Genomic DNA, 20,085 nt, shown 5'->3' with positions numbered 1-20,085 from the left:
ATTAGCCTCGTTCGTTTAACAAAAGACTATTATGAATAACACGAACTGCATCTTTTACGCGGTTTTGTGCAACCAAGCAAGAAATACTGATTTCAGAAGTACTGATGATTTCAATATTGATGCCTTCCTTACTAAGGATATCAAACATTTGAGCAGCTACGCCAGGTTGACCCAACATACCAGCACCAATGATGGATACTTTTGCCATATTTTCGTCAATATTAACAGCTTCGATATCAACAGTTTGTTGTAATTCTTTTAACACTTCACGTGCCAATACCACATCATCAAGAGCAATTGTGAAGATAAGGTCAGTTTTAGGTTCACCTACGGAACGAATAGATTGAACAATCATATCCACATCAACATTTTTTTCTGCTAATGCTTTGAATACTTTTGCTGCAATACCAGGTTTATTTTCAACGCCCACAAGAGCTACTTTTGCTGTATTTGTATCATCGGCTACGCCTGTAATTACGTGTTTATTAGATTCCACGGTATAATCCTCCCGAATAATTGTGCCTGTATTATTACTAAATGTAGAACGAACATGAATTGGTACACCATAACGGAACCCCATTTCAACAGCACGCGGTTGCATTACGCCTGCACCTAAACGTGCCATTTCAAGCATTTCGCCATACGTAACTTCTTCTAGTTTGAAAGCTTCCTTTGCTACGCGAGGGTCAGTAGAGTATACACCTTCTACATCTGTAAAGATTTCACATACATCAGCTTTCATAGCGCCTGCTAAAGCAACAGCAGTTGTATCAGAACCACCACGGCCTAATGTTACCATGTCACCGTATTCGGTAATACCTTGGAAGCCGGCAACAACAACGATATTGCCTGCATCTAATGCTTCGAATACACGATTAGGGTCTACGCCTAAAATACGACCCTTATTAAAGTTATCACTACTTGTAATACCAGCTTGATCACCAGTTAAAGAAACAGCCTTTTGGCCGCGTTCATTAAATGCCATGGCCATCAATGCGATTGTTACTTGTTCACCAGTAGACAACAAGCGGTCCATTTCACGACCATATGGTTTAGATGTTACTTGTTTTGCCAAAGCTACCAAGTCATCTGTTGTATCCCCCATAGCAGATACAACTATTACAATGCGATCGTCCTCTTTCTTTTCATGAAGGACACGATCAACGATATTAAATATTTTTTCAGGTGTTGCAACAGAACTGCCACCAAACTTTTTGACGATTAATGCCACTATAATCCCTCATTTATCATTGTACTAAAAAATAACATGCATATACTTTACCACAAAACAAACCGCACTGTAAAGGGATATACAGGTATTTTTCCACTATAAAAATACAAAATTCTTTTTATAGCGGACATACATTGTATTTATAATCAATAGTTAATGTTCGTAACGTGTCATACTCTCTATACAAAAAAGACCAGCCCTAAGGCTGGCCTTTTACAGTCAAATACAATCTATTATTCAACTACGATAGCTTTTTCAGATTCCCATAAACCATGGATGTTGCAGTAAGATACAGCAATCAATTTACCAGATTTTTTCAAGGATACTGCCAATGTACCTGCGGAAACTGCATGTACAGGACCTTCGTTTGCTGTTGCACCGTCACCGTGTACGTTGAAGGATAATTCACCAACTTCGTAAGGCAATTGAGTACCTTCAGCTACGAAGTACAATTTAATCCATTCAATATGATGTTCTACAGTGTTCGGATGAGCAATGTCTTTACCAACGGATAATTTTACGTCGAATGCTTCACCTGCTTTTACTTTGTCAGCAGCTTCGATAACAGGAACGTGTTTTTCAGTAGCGAAATCGCCAGATTTAATGTAATCATGTACAGCCATAGTTAACCTCCTGGTTATAGTTATATACATACTTAATGTCTAAGAATATTAGCACCTTGTGCTTATGACTATATTATACATTTTCGATATAGTTTAGGCAAGGACTTTTTCGAAAATTTTCTATATTTCCGCAATAGCAGGCCACCGGTGGCTCCACCGGCCGGGTCTCGTACACTCTTTCTATTAAAACTCGATTCCTTTTGCTGCTTTTATGCCTTTTTCGTAAGCGTGTTTTACTACGTTCATTTCGGTCACTGTATCAGCGATGTCGATGATTTCTGGTTTTGCATAGCGGCCTGTTAGGATAACATGTAGTCGCTCTGGTTTTTGTTTGAGCATGTCTACAACGGAGTTAACATCGATGAGTTCATAGTTAATGGCATTGTTGATTTCGTCCATAACGATGAGATCCCATTTGTTGGAGTTGACTTCTTTAACTAATGTTTTCCACGCTTCTTGGGCTGCTGCTTTGTGTTTTTCTAGTTCTTCTACAGTAACTTTATCTCGATTATAGTAGATAAATCCTTTGCCCATAGATTTGATGGTAACCGCATCACCTAGTTTTTTCAGACCTTCTAGTTCACCGTAGCCATGGCCACTTTTAATGAATTGTAGAATCAAAACTTTCAAACCTTGTCCTACGGCTCGTAATACAACACCTAATGCGGCTGTTGTTTTTCCTTTACCATTACCTGTATTGACGAGAATTAAACCACGTTCGCTCATTTCTATACTCCTATTATTTATGTCACACTATGTAGGGCTGCATCTATTGTTACTATAACTATTTAATACTAATATAATAGATTTATTTAGTATGACCAAAGGCTTCACACATGTCTACAAAATGCTTAGCCTCTTCAAGAGAGCCAGCAAAGTTAAGGTGTAGATAGGATGCCAACACATTATCTGTAGCATATCCTCCATCATAGGATTGAGGTTTACGGCCCCCTTCTAGGTGAAAAGCCCATGGGAATTCCTCAATGGTTGGTTCCATGGTGGAAAAATGGAATTCATGACCATGCAAGGCTGTTCCTGTATTGCCAAGTAATGTGTTGCGTTTAGCTGTTGCTGTTACATAGCCTACCTTTTGCAGTTTTTGTTGCATTACGCAGTTGGCAGGTACAACACCAACCGTATCAAACACATTACCGTCAAAATCGTGAATGTGTTCACACAGGTACATAAGCCCACCACATTCAGCATAGATAGGCATATAACGTTTGTTGGCTTCAAGGATTGATTCCTTCATGGTCGTATTTTCGGATAACGATTGCAAGAACATTTCAGGGAAACCACCGCCAAATACGAGACCATCTACATCAGGAATAGCACTATCTTTTAAAGGGCTAAAATAAACTAGCTCAGCGCCTTGAGCTTCAAGAGCAGATAAGCTTGCTGGATAATAGAATGAAAAGGCTTCATCATAAGCAACGCCAATTTTTGTTCGTTTTGTAACACCTTTGGTTACATCAATCGGTGCAGGCATAGGTGCAGCACTGGCCGCTACCTTATAGAGTGCATCTAAATCCACCATAGATTCCACGGTATGCTGAATTGCAGCAATAGCCTCAGTCGGGTCAACTTCTGTAACCGGCGTCAAACCAAGATGGCGTTCAGGAGAGTGCATACGATCATCACGGCGTATAGCACCAATAACAGGAACGCCAATTTTTTCCATACCTTCACGGACCATGCGTTCATGGTTATCGGAACCTAAACGATTTAAAATGACACCTTTAAAGTCCACATCTTTATCATAATCTCTAAAGCCCATGGCAATGGCAGCCGCGCTTTCACCCATGGCCTTACAATCGATAACGAGCACAACAGGAGCACCTAATTGCTTAGCAATTTGAGCCGTACTGCTCACACCCTCACGGCCCCCATCATAGAGTCCCATAACGCCTTCAATAATGGCTAGGTCTGCATCACCTGCCATGGACGCAAAAAATGATGGCAATGTATCCGGCGGTACTAACCAAGAATCTAAATTGTAACTTTCACGGCCCGATGCAATTTTATGAAAGCCCGGATCAATATAATCCGGGCCTACTTTAAAGGATTGCACCCCATGGCCACTTGCTCGATACGCTGCGAGAAGGCCCGCAACAATAGTCGTTTTACCGACACCGGAATTGGTACCAGCTATAACAACACGTGGAATGGGTACAGTATTCATATGTATTACCTCTTATTAATACTATCTATACAGCTTTCACTAAAAGCATTCAGATATCAGAGTATAGTCAATTAACGATCTTTACGTTTTGCCAAAATTGTGGACAAATAGTTTAATTTCTTGTTCTTAGGCATATTATCAAGACCTACGAAAACTTGTTCATCAGGTAAGCCAACGCGAGAAATCATAACCGCATCGTCAGCCATATTATGTTTCAACAATACTTCTTGCACTTCGTCAAAGTTTTTATACACCTTCATGATAACTGCATCATCGGCAACAGCCATAACAGCATCAATTTTTTCCTTAGGTGCAGTAGCAGGAACGATAGCCAACACTTCTTCTTTTTCTACGATTGGATAGCCAAGATGGGAACCAATGGCGCAGAATGCAGTGATACCAGGAATTGTTTCAATTTCAAAGCCCGTATTTTCAATCAAACGATATACATACATATATGTACTATAGAACATTGGATCGCCAAGTGTTAAGAAAACAACATTTTTACCTTGCTCTAAATACGATACGATAACGCGCTTAGCTTCTTCCCAACCTTCTTGTTGTGTAGCATCATCGAGTACCATTGGAAATACAACTGGCACAATCTCAGTATGTTCTTGAATGTATGGTTTCGCAATATTAAGGGCTACAGAACCATCTTTCTTTTCTGTTTTAGGTGTAATGATAACGTCCGCTTCGCCTACAATGCGCGCAGCTTTCACAGTCATTAATTCAGAGTCTCCAGGACCAACACCTATGCCATATAATTTACCTTTCATGATGATTCTCCTATTCTATATTTCAATATGATTAACATTACTATTATACCTAATTTATTAAATATATTCAAAATTTTTGTGAAAGTCTGCTCTTATTTCACATTCGGAATCGCCGGTCTATGACTGCTGCGTTTACCATATATATCATCGATACAATCTTGAATATGTTGGCAATAGATGTCTTGAATCTCTGTATATTCACCGAGGGCATGATGCATTGCTTCTACTTCATAGCCAGCCTCTTTTAATACATTGACTACGCTATCCTCTTCATCGCCAAATAAATCATTGAGCGCATGATCGCCAAGTACGAGAAGCAATGGGTGCACATAAATCTTATTAGGTTTCTTACCATCAAGCCATTCCCAAGGCACAGCTATATCCTCTACATAAGGAGCATTTTCCAAGGTGGCTACACGAATATGATTAAGGCCACTGCGAATCAATTGGTATTGCAAATAACCATATGCAGAATTACCAGAGCCTAAACCACCATGACCAACTAATAATAAACCATCTTCATCACTAACAGCTAATGATTTTACAAATGTGTCAATTAAAATTTGATAATCATTTGGGTGTTCCTCTTGGCCCATATAGTATACCAATGGTCTGCCCACACGCAATGTATTAAGTTCTTGTGCGCGTTCGTGATTTAAAATATTATGTTTCAACTTATCAAACTCTTCACCACCAGTGAAGTGCAATGGTTGTACATAAATATCTGTATATCCTTCACCAATGAGAGCATCTAATGCGCCTTGCTCTGTAGGAATTTCAATACCACGGTCTCGCAAACGCTTTACGATGATACGAGATGAAAAGGCTAAACGCACTTCATAATCTGTATATTTCTCTTTAATACGGTTTACAACGGCATCAATTTGATGTTCACGAGCGGAATCAACTGTTGAGCCAAAGGCCACTACTAATATAGCTTGTTTCATAACGGTCTCCTTATCAAATATAATTCACTATTCATCATACCACACGCACTAGTATAGTTGGATACCATACCCCGTATAAAGGTAATATTATAATTAACTTTCATACCCTTATAGATACATACCAAAAAGCATCCGCCCCTAAAGGTGGATGCTTTTTGAAGATAGTGTGTATTTATGAGAGAGTTTATATACAACCTTACCAGAAGTAATTAGGAAATCATTCCTTGAGCTTCTATACGGGAAGGTCGAATAACAGTTTGATATGATTCGCGTTGAGAGCTACGTTTTCTATCAGACATACGAATCGCTTGACCTAAATGTTTCAAGAATAAATCTTGTACATATGGATTTTCACCTAGGCCTTCATTCCAAATATCTACGTTGTACCCTTGTTCTGTCAAAAGTGCATAAATAGAATCGGAACGATCACCGCCAAGATAATCCATTAAATGAGTAGAACCAATCAAAGCCAATGGTACAACGAGTACATCTTTATGCCCCATTCTATCTACCAATGTTAAGGCTTGCTTAAATGTAGGGAAACCATTTGTGGTAAATACTGCTACATTAGGAGCAGAACCATACATGGCTTTCAATTGTAATGTTGAGAATTCCAATTGATTTTGACCATTTGCCATCAATAAAACGGATTTATTAAGAGACTTAGTATTAATATGACGCATGATGCCATCTAATGTAGCTTCATAATCATCAGCGTAATTTTTAACACCTAACGATGTTAATAACGGTTTACCGATATTAACTTGAGAGAAATTATATTCACTGCTATGTAAGAACTTAAGTGCTTGCTTACGCATTTGTTGATAGCATTGATCCGCTACGAGAGTAATCGGCTGAATATATACCTCATCAATTCCCTTGCGGCTAAATTCTTGCATGACGTCGGTGAAAGAAGCAATCGTATCATCATATTTTTCATTCCACTTTTCCACTAATGCATCAGACAAAAATACACGTCGTACCTCTACATCTCTGTATAAGGAACGAACTTTAGACTCTATAGTGCCAATGGATGTTTCCACCGCTTCTTTATAAATTGATCCAAAGGATGCAATGATTATACCTTTCATATGTGACCTCCATATACCCATATATATGAAACAATTTTTATAAATGAAAATTGTTATCAACTACTATGTACTAATCATACAAGATTAACGTATGAAAGTCAATGAGAAATATTATCATATAATTATTTTGAAGATTCTATATATTGCCAGGACAAAGCCCCAAGAACAGTATTGGTATAATATAGCCTCTAAGCCTCAAAATGCGCATACAATATTATTGATACTAATTTAATCAACTATTATTTGATTAAATTCTTAACAACATCTATATCTTCTTGATTTAAATCCTCTATCTTATCAATTACGATAAAATCATCTCCATAAGTACTCTTTAAGTATTCTAACGACCTATCATAAATACTAGACACCTCTTTTTTGCTTAAATTATCATAATATTCCATACTAGGAACTTTAACAATCTTAGGATTAATAGTATTTAGAGTAAATATGGTTACACCAGATTTTCCATGCATATAAAGTTTATCATCCTTAATTACACACTTATAAATAGCTCGCTCAATACCATTATCTCTCCAAGTATCTTCAAATGTTGATTCTGCATGTAGCTTGTAACGGCCAAAGCAAAAGTATTGGTTATAATCGTAATGCATATATTTTAATATATATTGTGAAAAAATTAATCCACCTAAAATTAGAAAAATAATATATTTCTTCATATGCAATTTTCCTCTTTACTTTTATGTATTAATCTGTACTTACCTCATATGTTGTTTTAAATGCAAACGTCCTCCTAAATCCAGATTGCTGTAATATGTATGCAGCCTCATATATTCTTGGATAATGCACTAATTCTGCCAGCATCTTATCATGATTCCAATTATCTATAATCGTAATAATAGGTCTATCATAAGGTCTATTCTTATCAAAAGTTGTTATTGTGCTTGCTCTACCTAAAGCTAATGCAGGATCTGCTCCATATGCATAAAAATTGTGGGAGGTTGTATAGGTAGGCATAGATACATCTGCCGTCCCTACCTTATTAACCGCATCCGAAACAATATCTAAATTTATAAAGTAATAATATGGTGATCTAAATGTTTTATTGAGTAGTAAATCAGGCCCAAATGTAAAAATAGAATAGCCATCTTCAGTCTTATCAACAGCTATAATTCCGTGAGCATTTGGATTTTCATCTAGGAAAAAGCCTAACAAATCTCTAGCAGCTGGTGTAATACCAAAAGCTTCTGCATTGTTATATGCATATAATAAATCATTGATATGCCTTATAAACTTGTTCTTGTGTGTATGGATTACCCGCTCTAAGTTGCTGCAAATACTCATCATTAAAAGTTTTCTTAAAACTATTGTACTCATTCAATCGCACTTTTTTGGCATGTTCTGTTAAATTTAAATTCCACTTTGTTCCATATTGCGCTTCAGTAGCACCTGTAACAATTGGCTTATCTAAAGCACCATTAACCACAGCGCCAAGAGCCGCACTCAACCATTGTGCTACAGCAGGATTTGATTTAGAGATTTTTTGAATTTCACCAATCAAAGCCTCATTACTAAGGCCTGCATAAAATCCACTTCCAGCTGAATTTCCTGCAATGCGGGCAGAAGATTCTGCTACTACAGCATGAGCCAATGCTTTTGCAACTTTTTCTTCTTTAGTTCTAGGTTTCCAGTAGTGAAGTTGTTCAAATGCATCTTTTGCAAATAGCCGAGCCAATTCTTGACGTTCTTCTACTTTTTTCTTATCAAAAATCGTATCTAGTTTATTTAAACTAGAATTCGTATCACGGGAGATTTTATCAATATCAATATTAGAAGACTGTGTCTTTATTGTACCATTAGCAATAGCAGACTTAGTAGTACTTTCAGAAGATTTACTAGAATCTGGTAATAATTTAGGTAGTAAACCTAATGAATTATACACAGCATCCTTACCAGCTTGACTTAAATTTTTAAATCCTGATACAGATGTATAACTTAAACCTGTATTGCGAGATGTATACTCAGCTTTATTCTTAATATCTTTGATTGTTAAAGAATCTGTTACTAATGAATTTTTGTCTGCTGTTGCCTTGCTTCCAATGACGGCTCCTTCTAACGTTGTATTCCCTTTAGTTTGAATAACAAAGCCACTTGTTCCAGCATATATGCCAGCTTGGTCAGTAACACTAGCATAATCACTTTTCATAGTTCCATTTGTATATTCAGCAGATACACTACCCAATTGAAGCCCATTTGTGGAGACACTAAAACCGGCATTCTTAGATTTTCCACGATATGTTTCTGTATCTTGTAAACTTTTTATCGCTAAGTTACCACCAATCTCAGCAGTAACTGAATCACCATAAACTTTAGAGCCAGCAATAGTAGTATCCTTCCCCGAATGAAGATTTACCTGATCAGCTTGTATTACTGTGCCAGTATGTGTTGTTTTAAATGTATTACCACGTTCCATACCTTGGTTATAATTCGCATCTAAACCAAGTAATCCTCCACCATTAACACTAAGATTAGCACCTATTGACCAGCCTTTACTATCATAGGCAACCTGTTTCTCAGATGTATTCGTAGCTGCTAATAAAGAAATATCTTTACTAGCCTCTAATGCTACAGACTTACCACGAATAGTTTCACCTACAGCAACAATATTACCTTTATCTTGCATATTAGGTTTAGCTACCAAAGTAATACCCTCATCAGATACCAGTTTCCCTCCGGCATAGTTACGACTATTAAGAGTTGTTTCACTACGACTTTTACTAGAACCTATACTCACATGAATATTCGCTAACCCATCTTTCTTCGCTCTCTTCTTGGCGTTATATTGTTTTTGATCTTTCGAATTAATATCTTGTAAATCGTTCGTACCTTCAGCATGCTCTTGATTGGCTTCCTGTTCCAAACGATTTCTATCTTTTTCTAATCTACGTATTTCTTTATCAGACAAGTTAGGATTTTTTAATTCTTCATCAATTTGAGCAACATAACCTTTCTTAATTTTGCTCGATTCAATTAAGCTTTCCGCTCTTCGTTTTACAAATTCAGGTGTAAATTCTTGATACTCTTTAATCTGCTCATATCCTTTTTTTAGTTCTTTTCCCGCTTCTATATTTTCAAGAGTTGCTAATCGTTTATCATTTCGACTGCTTGCTTTGCGTTGTAAACCATGTGCGGTATTTAATGCAGATGCAATTGAACCACCTAAGCTTACAGTCAAACCAGACCTTTTTTCTTCATGTACTTGCTTTGACATAGCTACATCATGATTACCATCAAGCGTAATATCTGCTGCACTTACCGTTATACCATGTTTACCAACAATATCCGTACTTGTAATATGAGCATCATTATTCGCATTAATAGCAATGGTACCATCAACAGAACCAATTAATGTATTTACATTTGTTGTATAAGACTCTGCTTCTGTATCTTTAATCTGTTTACTACCAATAGTAAATCCTAAGCCAGCCCCCATAAGGCCTTTTTTCTTACTATGTTGATATATATCATTGCGACTGCTATCTTCTGCAGAATTAGTGCGAACCTTATTACCAGCACTAATAGCTACGTCACCTGTCCCTAACACATTAGATCCGGTTACATTTACATCACGGTTAGCTCCTACTTGAATTGTATTGCCACCAATAGTGGATGCTACCACACCCGTATGCTCATAATCTTTACGAATCGTATTAACTGTACGAGATAATAGCCCTTTTTCCTTGTACTGTAGTCCATATTGATCACGGCTATAGGTATTCCCATTTTCAATATTCACATCATTACCAGCTGCTATAGTTGTTACACCATGCTCACTATTTATTACACCTTGACGAATATTGATGTCATTCTTGGCGGCAACTGTTACATTGCCATCACCTAAAATTTGTGTACCAATTTCAGTACCTCTATCTGTACGTAGATAATTTGCAGCATTTAATGTCATATCTTTCTTGGCACTTAATTTTTTAGTATCCACATTAACCGTATTGGCACTAGTAATAGAGATATTACCCTCATCTCCACCTGTAATAATAGCGCCAGTTAGATGTACATCCTTATTACTATGAATGTCTATGGTTCCTTTAGGATTTGATATACCAATACGTCCTTGTTGCATAAGTACATCTTGATTAGCTAATTGATTTGTTTCAGCCTCAACGCTTATGTCATTATTAGCACGTAAGGTAACACTATCGTTACCATGAATAGCACCAGTATTTCGAATAGAATCCGTAGCACCAATAGCTACAGTATTCGCATTAAATCGACCTGTATTATCCACTGTATTTGCCTGTACTACAATGGAGTCAGCCATCATATTACCACTATTCTTAAATGTACTATCTGTATTAGCGATAATGGATTTACCACTTACAACAGCGCCCATAGCATCGATTTGATTAGCCGATTGTTTAGCTAAATATACCTTCGGATACAATACTTGTTGTGGTTGTCCATTTACAACAACAGTTTTTGTTTCAAGCCATACCATATCTGTTGTAATGGCTTTCATTTGTTCTTCTGATAAGGTAATGCCAGGCGTCAACTTATATTTTTTACCATATGAAATACCAGCTTCGAGTAATGCTTTATATTCGCTTTCATTATCTGTATAACCTTCTAAATATGGTTTACCAGTAGCAGATAGGATTTGTGAATTAATCAGACCTTGTTCATAGAAACCATCACCTAGGCGCTTCATTCTTCGCTCTGGGTCATTAGCTAACGCATTTAGCATATATTCAGACGATACAAATTTCTTACGATTTGTAAAAGCACTATCTGTTTCAATTAATGCATTCGCTGTTATATCTGGATGAATATTATAAATTGCCTGTGTTGGTAATTTCAATCCTTCAATCATTACATTTCCAATACTAGACTTTCCTTGATTACCTGTGCCAAACGGATCAAGACTATCATTTACTTTACGTTTGTTAGCCTCTGCGATAGTATCCTCAGCATGTTCCTGTATTGTACCAATTGGTTGTATATTTTGCTCTTCTATGGAAGGTGTCATAAATACTTCTGGATCCCAATATCGGCGCCATTTATACCTATAACCATGAGCTTTATGAACTCTTTTCGCTTCACTAACTTGTGTTGTCCCTGTTTTAAACACCTTATCACTGGTTTTGTCACTGACAGTCTCATGTGCCCCATTAAATACAACTTGGCTAGCAGATGCAATTTTGCTATTTATATTAGATGAAGCGCCATTGATAACTATATTGCCACCAGCAGAAATAACCCCTGGTTGATTATTCGTAACTTCTGTATGGGTATGCTCCTCTTCACTTCGAATCAATGTAAAGTTTTTTACAGGTGGAACTCCCTTATCTACCATTTTAATCGAACCATCAGCTTGTTTCACTGGTACTTTATGAGCCACACCATAGCCACCTTTTCCTGTATAGCCAGGAAATTCAGAGACATCAAAAATTTGATTTTCTTCTGGATGATTTTTATCATCAACTTTAAGTTTATCCCCATGCTTTGTAATACCATCCGAAACACGCTTCATACCAAAGCTTGCATTATCATTAACAAGATTAGACGTTGTTAGAGTCATCTCTCCACCTGATTGAATGGTAGCGCCCTTATTTTCAATGACATGAGAGCCTGTTAGATTCATCGTATTTCCACTATACAATAAAGCATTTCCATTATTATGGATTTCATTAGCTTGTATATCCATATGGTCACGACTTGCAATTGTACCAGACTTATGACTATCTAATTCCTTTTGTACTTTAGTCATTACTTCCTGCGCTTTATCATAAGTCTTAGTTAGCTCTTGAATTCGATTACGATGTGCTTGCAACTCTTCTTTAGACTTATAAGCTGTTATATCTGCATTCCACTCTTTATCAAGCGCCTCTTTAGCTTGTTTTAAAATATCTGCAGCACTTGTATATCTTGCTTCAATAGTTGCATCCGTATGATTAGATACAGTATCCGCTTTAATTGACACAGTATTGCCATATATACGGCCATTTTCAGCATTATCTACCGATTTTGCATGAATATCTGTAGTACCATTTGAGTTTACCAAACCATGATTAGTCATAGACGATTGACTTTCAATAGCTAAGCCGTTGTCACCTTGCACAACACCATCTTGTCCCACTGAAATGGCATGACCTGATATAGATGTCTGACCATTACTTGTTATGCCGCCATCCACTTGAATCATACCATCCGCACTAATATTAGTCGCATGAACAGAACTTAATGTACCTTTAACATTAATACCAAGTCCATCATTAGTTCCTTTCATGGTAATAGAGTTAGCATACATACCACCAATAGCAGATACATCTAGACCAATTTGATTAGAGGAACCCAATGCCTTAGATTCTAAAGACTTGACATCTATTATATTTTTACCTGTGCGAGTCTCTACTGCATTAGCCCATACACCTGCGTTTACTTGAGTGGCTTCTGTTAAAATTTGTAAAGAGTTAGATTCTTTTGCATTAAGGCCCTTTCCATTAATCGCAATAGAACCTTGTTCTACCCGATAGGTATTAAGATTTCCATTAGAGTCATATTCAGGCTTACCAGTCGTTAATACAGCACGGTCAGTATTTATAAAACCGCCACCATCTACAGTGATTCCATTAGGATTAGCTACAACAACTGAAGCTTTACGTCCAGCCACCTCAATAAAGCCATTCATGTTAGTAGGATTATGAGATGTGACCTCATTTACAATAACCGAGGCAGATCCACGCATCATATTAACATTACCTGGCACATACCCAGCTAAGCTCGTATTCGCCATTTGATATGAATTATTTAAAATCACACCATTTTGTGGCACATTAAAATTTGTATAATCGTTGCGAGATACACCACCTGCCGTAGGTCCTGCAATATTAACTAATGTAATACCGTTTGCAGCTTGTCCTACTTGTGCTTGTCGATGTTGAGGTGCATTGCGATCTACTTCTATAGGATTTTCTGCATAAGCTAAAGGAACTACTAAAGGATCCATAACCATGAGGCCCATTGTAAGCCAAACAGCAATTTTACATTGTAATCGTTTTTGTTTCATAAATTCTCTCCCAAACTATATATATGAGATATGACAGCAATTTACTAAAATCTAAATCCCGCTTGGAATCCTGCTGTTATATGATTTGTTTTATAACCTTCCGGTTTATATAACGGTATACCAACAAAGGCATCATAAAATAATCCAGACTTAAATTGGCCTCTCATACCAATGGCTGTACCGGCAATAAACCGACCTGTCAATACATCGGTACTAGGCCCGTATACGGCACCAAAATCTATATTGGCATATATACTTGATTTCCATTTTGGTATATAACTAGCTACTTCATTTCGCATATACCAACCACTCTCAGCCATCAACGTATGCTCACCATCAAAGCCTTGTACGGTATATCGATTGCCAAGGCTAATCATATCTCGTGAGTATAATTGCTTACCACCTAATGTCCATTGCCCATGAAATGATGTTGTCATACTTGCAGGACGGTGGCCCCATGTACGTGGCATTTGATAATCTACATCTAATAATAGTTGTGTATAACGCGTTGTTGGTGCACCATAGCCATAATCAGGTTGTGATCCAAACCAACCAACACCTTTTTTTATAGCGACACGAGAAAAGATAGTATTTTGTTTACGATACCGTCGTTCTGAAAGTCCAAATTCCAATGATGCTGTATTCGCTCTCTGTACTTCGATTTCCACATCATTAATATAATTCTTGGAATTACGTTTAGATATCGTTATATCCCAACTCCGTTTAGTTGTTCGACTGCGATGAAATACATGATTCCATGTTCCTCTAAATGTCTTAGCTCGACTAGAACTAATAAATGGATTGGCCATAGTATTTACCGTTTGATGATATTTCATATTACTATATGAAACAGAAAATGTATCTTTCCCCCGTGGAATCGAGTAAGAAATGCTATGGTTTTTAGTACCCTTAACTTCGCCATCTCGAGCACCATCCTGATTTAAACTCACTTGAAAGGTATCATTAGCATTGAATAATCGATCAATGCCTATAGAGGTCGTCCACTGTAGTTTTCCAGTATCTTTTAATCCAGAATCATCAATAGACACCATACCATGAATCGGAGGCTTTTTAGACGTTTGCAATATAATAGTAGAATATAACGGTTTTGACCCAGCTTCTAACTCAACAGCTACTGATTGGGATCCAATTCGTCGCATCTGCTCTAAGCCTTGCTCAATATCTCGAATATTTAATATATCCCCTTCTCGTAATGGAAATGCATTATGCCAAGGTAAATGGGGTAAATCTGGCTGATACGTAACAGCTTCAATCCTCCCAATTTGTAAATTAAACTGTAATAGTCCCGTGGCAAGGGATTGTTGTGGAATTCCCACTTTAGATGTAACAAAACCATGAGATAATAATGAATTATTTAATTGAGTAGATAACCCATTAATATCCTCAATAGATAACTTTCGATTAATATAAGGTTTTATTTCTTTTCTCAGAAATGAGAATGTCTGAGGAACATCAAGTAATATATCCTGACCTTTTGATTGATAATATAAAGGACCTTTAATCAGTCTCGTACTATATGGCGCAGAATTATCTATCGAAGAATTTGAGTGTTCGCCTTCTTCAGCTAACCGTATCTGCGTAATATAAAAAGACGGCGAAACACTCATAGGTCCTGATGCAGGTCTTGGTGTCTTACCGTCTGTATTAGATGATATATGTTGCCATTGTATCCGTTCTTCTCCTAATCGTGCCTCTCTCGCTTCTTGACTAGCTCTTGCTCTATCTAGTTGTTCTTGTGTGTCTATAGGATTAGCACCATGTACCTGTAAAGGTATCACACATGCTAGCCCTAGATACAAAAGTACCGCTCGCTTAATCATATATTTCCTCTCTAAATAAAACATAAACCTATATTTTATATTTTATTATGTTTTTTTTTTTGAAAGTCAATAAAAGATTTAGCAAAAAAGGTGCACTACCTCTAAACAGTACACCTTTATTTAATATATATTTATTTTAGAATTCCACATAAACTACAAAAACCAAATGATTAATCCTACTGAAACATCGAATTACTTATAATTATACCGTCATAACCAATAAGAATATTTTTATAAAACATAGGATTATTCCTCATTTATTATGATTTTTTATAAAAAACCAGGTGTATTATTTATACGTGTACAGGTATGGGGTTTATTGACATCTATATTCTAGGTTGCTACGATTAATTATAGATTTATAGTTATGTCTGCATAGTCAGATGATGTTGTTTAATGAGGTGATTCACTTATGATTAGTGTAAAAAAACGTGCATTAACTGTTTCTGCTGCATTGGCGGCTTTCGCATTAACATTTGGTGCTCCTGTACTTGGTCACGCTGCATACCAATTAAATCCTGAAGTAAAAGACCCTACTCCAGCATTAAAAGAAGCTTCTGCAATCGGTGTTCGTACACACAATACTGAAGCTTTACAAAACTTGCCAAACAAAGATGCTATGGTTGTTATGAGCTTCGGTACTACATACAAAGATACTCGTGCTAAAACAATCGATGCAACTGTAGATGCTATCAAAGCAGCTCATCCAAACACAAAAGTAATTACAGCTTTCACAAGCCATATTATTCGTGATCGTATCCAACAAAAAGAAGGTATTACTTACCCAACTCCTGAAGAAGCATTGGCTGACCTTAAAAAAGACGGTTACACTCGCGTTGCATTAGCATCCCTTGATGTAATTCCTGGTATGGAATACAACTACGATGCAGCAGTATATAATTTGTACAAAGATAATTTCAAAAAAATGACACTTGGTACATCTCTTATGTACTGGATGGGTCAAGAAAACCAAACTGACCAAGTTATTGAAACATTAAAAGCTGTTCAATCTCAATTCCCTAAATTAGGCAAAGAAGACGGTCTTCTTATCATGGCTCATGGTACTCCAGATCCTTCCAATGCTTACTATTCTGTAATTCAAGACCGTATCCATACTCTTGGTATGAAAAATGTATTCGTCTACACAGTAGAAGGTACTCCAAATCTTGAACAAGTTATCCCTCAATTAAAATTACATGGTATTAAGCACGTTACATTGATGCCATTCATGATGGTTGCAGGCGACCATGCAAACAATGACATGGCTGGTAATGAACCAGAATCCCATAAATCCATCCTTGAAAAAGAAGGCTTCAAAGTTGACACTTACATCCATGGCTTAGGTGAAAACCCTAACATCCGTAACTTGTTCGTTGAACGTGCTAACGAATCTTGGGACGCTTTACAAAAATAATCAATCTACAATTTAACTAGTATCGTTATATAACGTACATAGGAGTACATCATGAAAAAATTACTACTCTGTAGTCTAGCTTTGGTCATGATCGTACTAGCAATAGCTGGGTGTGGTAAATCCACATCCAGCTCTTCTGCTACTACGAAGGAACTTACCTTTAATGGTGAAACCTACACTGTACCAAAAGATCCTCAACGCATCGCTGTTCTTTCAAACTCTGTATTATCCATGCTATATGCTGTTGATGGCAAGGCTATCTCCCGTGCTAGCACAACCGATAAATTAGCTCCAGATTTAGAAGCATTACCTGCATTAGGTCAAACAGCTAATATCAACATGGAACAATTGTTAGGTTTAAAACCAGATGTGGTATTGGGTCTACAAAACCAACATAATAAATATGAATCTCAATTACAATCTAACAATATTCCAGCCGTACTTTTCAATTACGATGGCATCAAGGATAATGTGCCTATGCTAACATTTCTTGGAGAGTTAACAAACCATCAAGATAAGGCTAAGTCCGTTATTGCTACCTATGAAAGTAACATTCAAAAGGTAAAAGATGCCATTAAAAACCAACAACCTGCACGTGTTGCTGTATTACGTGCTACAGGTAAAGGTGTAACTGCGGAAACCGACGAAGCAGTAACTGCATCTATGGTCAAAGAATTAGGTATGACAAATGTGGTAACATCTCACCTAGATGGCACAACTAAGGATAAAACGGTACCGTATTCTCTTGAAACATTAACCGCTGATAACCCTGATATTATCTTTGTCGTTACCATGGGTAAAGAAGAAGAAATTACTAAGGCCATGAAGAAAGCTATGACAGATAACCCTGCATGGGCAAATCTTAAGGCTGTACAAAATAATCGTGTCATTTACTTACCATCTAAACTATTCCTACTTAACCCAGGTCTACAAACACCTGAGGCTATGGCTCGTTTAGTGAAAGAAGCATATGGTATTAATGTAACATTCTAGCATATCTTATAAAGATAAAGAGGGCATCCCCCATTTTGGGAATGCCCTCTTTCTTACTATTAGTTTAAATTATTTAACTAAACCTTTTACCCGTACATATTGTTTTTGATCAAACGTATCAATCTGTACATCTACAGAGAATACTTTTTTAAATAAATCATCTGAAATAATTGATTTCGTTTCACCAGAGGTTACTAAATGACCTTCTTTAATAATAGCCATATGATGAGAGTATTGTACAGCTTGTGTCAATTCATGGAGTACCATCAGTACGGTTAAACCTTGTTCTTCATTTAATCGCTTTAATAATTCCATGATTTCTAGTTGATGGTTAATATCTAAGTATGTTGTTGGTTCATCTAGCACTAACAACTTTGGTTGTTGTGCTAACGCCATAGCAATCCAAACGCGTTGTCGCTCACCACCCGATAAAGATGGAATTAGTTGATACCGCAAATGATCTGTTTTAGTAATTTCTAAGGCATAGTCGACAATTTCTCGATCTTCTTTGGCTGTATTCTTCCACCATGTTTGGTATGGATATCGTCCACAATATACCAATTCTTCTACTGTCATATCCTTTGGCATATTAGGCACCTGTGGCAAAAAAGCCATCTGCCGTGCCAATTCACTTTGTGAATAGGACTGTAATGGTTTTCCTAAGATTGTTACACATTCGCGAGGACTATGGATATAGCCAATCATAGACCGTAAGAGCGTACTTTTACCACAACCATTAGGCCCTATCAAGGTCGTAATTTTTCCGACAGGAACCGATACATTAATATCATGTAGAATCTGACGATTACCGAGAGTTACGGATAACTGTTTTACTTCTATAGCCGTATTCATTAGTTATCCCTCCTCAATAAATACAAGAAGAATGGCGCTCCAAAGAATGCCATAATAATACCAACAGGTACCTCGATTGGACTCCACATGACACGTCCTACCGTATCGCTAACAACAAGGACGAGTGCGCCTAATAAGGCTGAGCCAGGTAACAAATACGCATAATCGTTGCCGATGATGAGTCGCAACATATGAGGTATAACGAGGCCTACAAAACCGATTAAGCCCGCAATACTAACGGCACCCGCCGCTAATAGAGCAGCAACGGCAGTCATAATAAATCGTGTTTGTTCTACCTTAAGACCTAGTCCCTTTGCTGTTTCATCACCTAAACTTAAAATAGTAAGGCGTTTAGCACCTAGACAGGCAAAAATAAGACCTATTATAGCATATGGAAATAAAACCTCTACTTGAGGCCAACTGCGAGCGGCAAGTCCCCCTACCATCCAAAGTAAGGCCCCCTGTACACGATCGCCAAAGAATACAAGTAATGCGGAAATACCAGATCCTAAAAAAGCAGCCACTGCAACACCAGCTAAGATGATACGGCTTGGTCGTACACCATTCTTCCAAGCCAGAGCATATACCATTAGGGCCGCAGCCATAGCACCTACAAAAGCTACAAGAGGAACGATATGATCATAACCAGGGAAAAGAATAAATATGATGACACCAGCAAGTCCAGCACCAGACGAAACACCTACGATTTGTGGGTCCGCTAACGGGTTTTTCATAACAGCCTGTAAAATAGCTCCCGATACGGCTAGACAAGCACCAACTAATGCAGCAACAATATTACGAGGCAACCGAATATTCCAAATAATTTGCGATGCAGTATCTGTTAGTTCACTAGACCACAAAGTGTGCCAAATCTCCGATAGTGACACCGGTGTGGAGCCCCAAATTAGAGAGATAATCATGCTAGCGATAACAGCGATAACTAAAAAAATGATAACTGATAATCGAAATAATTTTCGTTCACTCAGAGAGTTCATAGAAACCTCTCCTTTCAACAATACATGGTGCTATCAGCACCCGTATGTTACATATAAACCTCATAATAGATACAGTAAAACCCGAATCGCCAAACAGT

The 20,085-nt window shown here is 37.3% G+C and carries 15 protein-coding genes; 2 read left to right on the top strand and 13 right to left on the bottom strand.

Features of this window, described 5'->3' with window-relative positions:
• Position 1 precedes the first annotated feature (1 nt).
• The 11 genes from O3617_RS00150 to O3617_RS00100 form a co-directional block, all read right to left on the bottom strand.
• Entirely contained in the window at positions 2–1,231 is a 1,230-nt protein-coding gene (locus tag O3617_RS00150; protein WP_371447929.1) for an aspartate kinase, read from the bottom strand.
• Positions 1,232–1,464: 233 nt separating this feature from the next.
• Entirely contained in the window at positions 1,465–1,854 is a 390-nt protein-coding gene (locus tag O3617_RS00145) for a class II SORL domain-containing protein (RefSeq protein ID WP_005379218.1), read from the bottom strand.
• A 183-nt stretch (positions 1,855–2,037) separates the two neighbouring features.
• On the bottom strand, positions 2,038–2,580 hold the full coding sequence (gene cobO, locus O3617_RS00140; RefSeq protein ID WP_371447927.1) for a cob(I)yrinic acid a,c-diamide adenosyltransferase: 543 nt from the start codon (positions 2,578–2,580) through the stop codon (positions 2,038–2,040).
• 82 nt (positions 2,581–2,662) lie between these two features.
• Positions 2,663–4,036, bottom strand: coding sequence for a cobyrinate a,c-diamide synthase (locus tag O3617_RS00135; RefSeq protein ID WP_371447926.1), 1,374 nt, complete (start codon positions 4,034–4,036; stop codon positions 2,663–2,665).
• A 71-nt stretch (positions 4,037–4,107) separates the two neighbouring features.
• Positions 4,108–4,815, bottom strand: coding sequence for a precorrin-2 C(20)-methyltransferase (cobI, locus tag O3617_RS00130; RefSeq protein ID WP_371447925.1), 708 nt, complete (start codon positions 4,813–4,815; stop codon positions 4,108–4,110).
• 92 nt (positions 4,816–4,907) lie between these two features.
• Positions 4,908–5,762 (bottom strand): sirohydrochlorin cobaltochelatase, encoded by an 855-nt coding sequence (locus O3617_RS00125; RefSeq protein WP_371447924.1) that lies wholly within the window; start codon positions 5,760–5,762, stop codon positions 4,908–4,910.
• Positions 5,763–5,971: 209 nt separating this feature from the next.
• Positions 5,972–6,853, bottom strand: coding sequence for a sirohydrochlorin cobaltochelatase (locus O3617_RS00120; RefSeq protein WP_005379180.1), 882 nt, complete (start codon positions 6,851–6,853; stop codon positions 5,972–5,974).
• A gap of 239 nt (positions 6,854–7,092) precedes the next feature.
• Complete coding sequence (locus tag O3617_RS00115) at positions 7,093–7,530, bottom strand: hypothetical protein (protein WP_371447923.1); 438 nt, start codon at positions 7,528–7,530, stop codon at positions 7,093–7,095.
• Positions 7,531–7,558: 28 nt separating this feature from the next.
• Complete coding sequence (locus O3617_RS00110; RefSeq protein WP_371447922.1) at positions 7,559–8,158, bottom strand: hypothetical protein; 600 nt, start codon at positions 8,156–8,158, stop codon at positions 7,559–7,561.
• Complete coding sequence (locus tag O3617_RS00105; protein ID WP_371447921.1) at positions 8,085–13,892, bottom strand: hemagglutinin repeat-containing protein; 5,808 nt, start codon at positions 13,890–13,892, stop codon at positions 8,085–8,087. Before O3617_RS00105 ends, O3617_RS00110 begins: the two co-directional genes overlap by 74 nt.
• Before the next feature lie 44 nt (positions 13,893–13,936).
• Entirely contained in the window at positions 13,937–15,733 is a 1,797-nt protein-coding gene (locus O3617_RS00100) for a ShlB/FhaC/HecB family hemolysin secretion/activation protein (protein ID WP_371447920.1), read from the bottom strand.
• Positions 15,734–16,145: 412 nt separating this feature from the next.
• On the opposite strand from O3617_RS00100, the gene O3617_RS00095 reads away from it, so the two are divergent.
• On the top strand, positions 16,146–17,147 hold the full coding sequence (locus O3617_RS00095) for a sirohydrochlorin cobaltochelatase (RefSeq protein WP_371447919.1): 1,002 nt from the start codon (positions 16,146–16,148) through the stop codon (positions 17,145–17,147).
• Positions 17,148–17,198: 51 nt separating this feature from the next.
• Positions 17,199–18,140 (top strand): ABC transporter substrate-binding protein, encoded by a 942-nt coding sequence (locus O3617_RS00090; protein ID WP_371447918.1) that lies wholly within the window; start codon positions 17,199–17,201, stop codon positions 18,138–18,140.
• 69 nt (positions 18,141–18,209) lie between these two features.
• Here the strand turns inward: O3617_RS00090 and O3617_RS00085 are convergent, their stop codons facing one another.
• Complete coding sequence (locus O3617_RS00085; RefSeq protein ID WP_371447917.1) at positions 18,210–18,992, bottom strand: ABC transporter ATP-binding protein; 783 nt, start codon at positions 18,990–18,992, stop codon at positions 18,210–18,212.
• Positions 18,992–19,987 carry a FecCD family ABC transporter permease gene (locus O3617_RS00080; RefSeq protein ID WP_371447916.1) on the bottom strand — a complete coding sequence of 332 codons (996 nt, stop codon included), beginning with the start codon at positions 19,985–19,987 and terminating at the stop codon, positions 18,992–18,994. The genes O3617_RS00085 and O3617_RS00080 overlap by 1 nt, the downstream gene beginning before the upstream one ends.
• Positions 19,988–20,085 lie beyond the last annotated feature (98 nt).

It is taken from the genome of Veillonella sp. 27098_8_77, assembly GCF_041431535.1.
Lineage (GTDB): Bacteria > Bacillota > Negativicutes > Veillonellales > Veillonellaceae > Veillonella.
Note: the sequence above shows the minus strand (reverse complement) of the source record. Positions and strands in the feature narration are given on the sequence as shown.

Excerpts from the sequence above, each read along its gene's own strand:
- O3617_RS00145 (WP_005379218.1), bottom strand. The coding sequence starts at position 1,854 with ATGGCTGTACATGATTACATTAAATCTGGCGATTTCGCTACTGAAAAA.
- cobO (WP_371447927.1), bottom strand. The coding sequence starts at position 2,580 with ATGAGCGAACGTGGTTTAATTCTCGTCAATACAGGTAATGGTAAAGGA.
- O3617_RS00135 (WP_371447926.1), bottom strand. The coding sequence starts at position 4,036 with ATGAATACTGTACCCATTCCACGTGTTGTTATAGCTGGTACCAATTCC.
- cobI (WP_371447925.1), bottom strand. The coding sequence starts at position 4,815 with ATGAAAGGTAAATTATATGGCATAGGTGTTGGTCCTGGAGACTCTGAA.
- O3617_RS00125 (WP_371447924.1), bottom strand. The coding sequence starts at position 5,762 with ATGAAACAAGCTATATTAGTAGTGGCCTTTGGCTCAACAGTTGATTCC.
- O3617_RS00120 (WP_005379180.1), bottom strand. The coding sequence starts at position 6,853 with ATGAAAGGTATAATCATTGCATCCTTTGGATCAATTTATAAAGAAGCG.
- O3617_RS00115 (WP_371447923.1), bottom strand. The coding sequence starts at position 7,530 with ATGAAGAAATATATTATTTTTCTAATTTTAGGTGGATTAATTTTTTCA.
- O3617_RS00110 (WP_371447922.1), bottom strand. The coding sequence starts at position 8,158 with ATGATGAGTATTTGCAGCAACTTAGAGCGGGTAATCCATACACACAAG.
- O3617_RS00105 (WP_371447921.1), bottom strand. The coding sequence starts at position 13,892 with ATGAAACAAAAACGATTACAATGTAAAATTGCTGTTTGGCTTACAATG.
- O3617_RS00100 (WP_371447920.1), bottom strand. The coding sequence starts at position 15,733 with ATGATTAAGCGAGCGGTACTTTTGTATCTAGGGCTAGCATGTGTGATA.
- O3617_RS00095 (WP_371447919.1), top strand. The coding sequence starts at position 16,146 with ATGATTAGTGTAAAAAAACGTGCATTAACTGTTTCTGCTGCATTGGCG.
- O3617_RS00090 (WP_371447918.1), top strand. The coding sequence starts at position 17,199 with ATGAAAAAATTACTACTCTGTAGTCTAGCTTTGGTCATGATCGTACTA.
- O3617_RS00085 (WP_371447917.1), bottom strand. The coding sequence starts at position 18,992 with ATGAATACGGCTATAGAAGTAAAACAGTTATCCGTAACTCTCGGTAAT.
- O3617_RS00080 (WP_371447916.1), bottom strand. The coding sequence starts at position 19,987 with ATGAACTCTCTGAGTGAACGAAAATTATTTCGATTATCAGTTATCATT.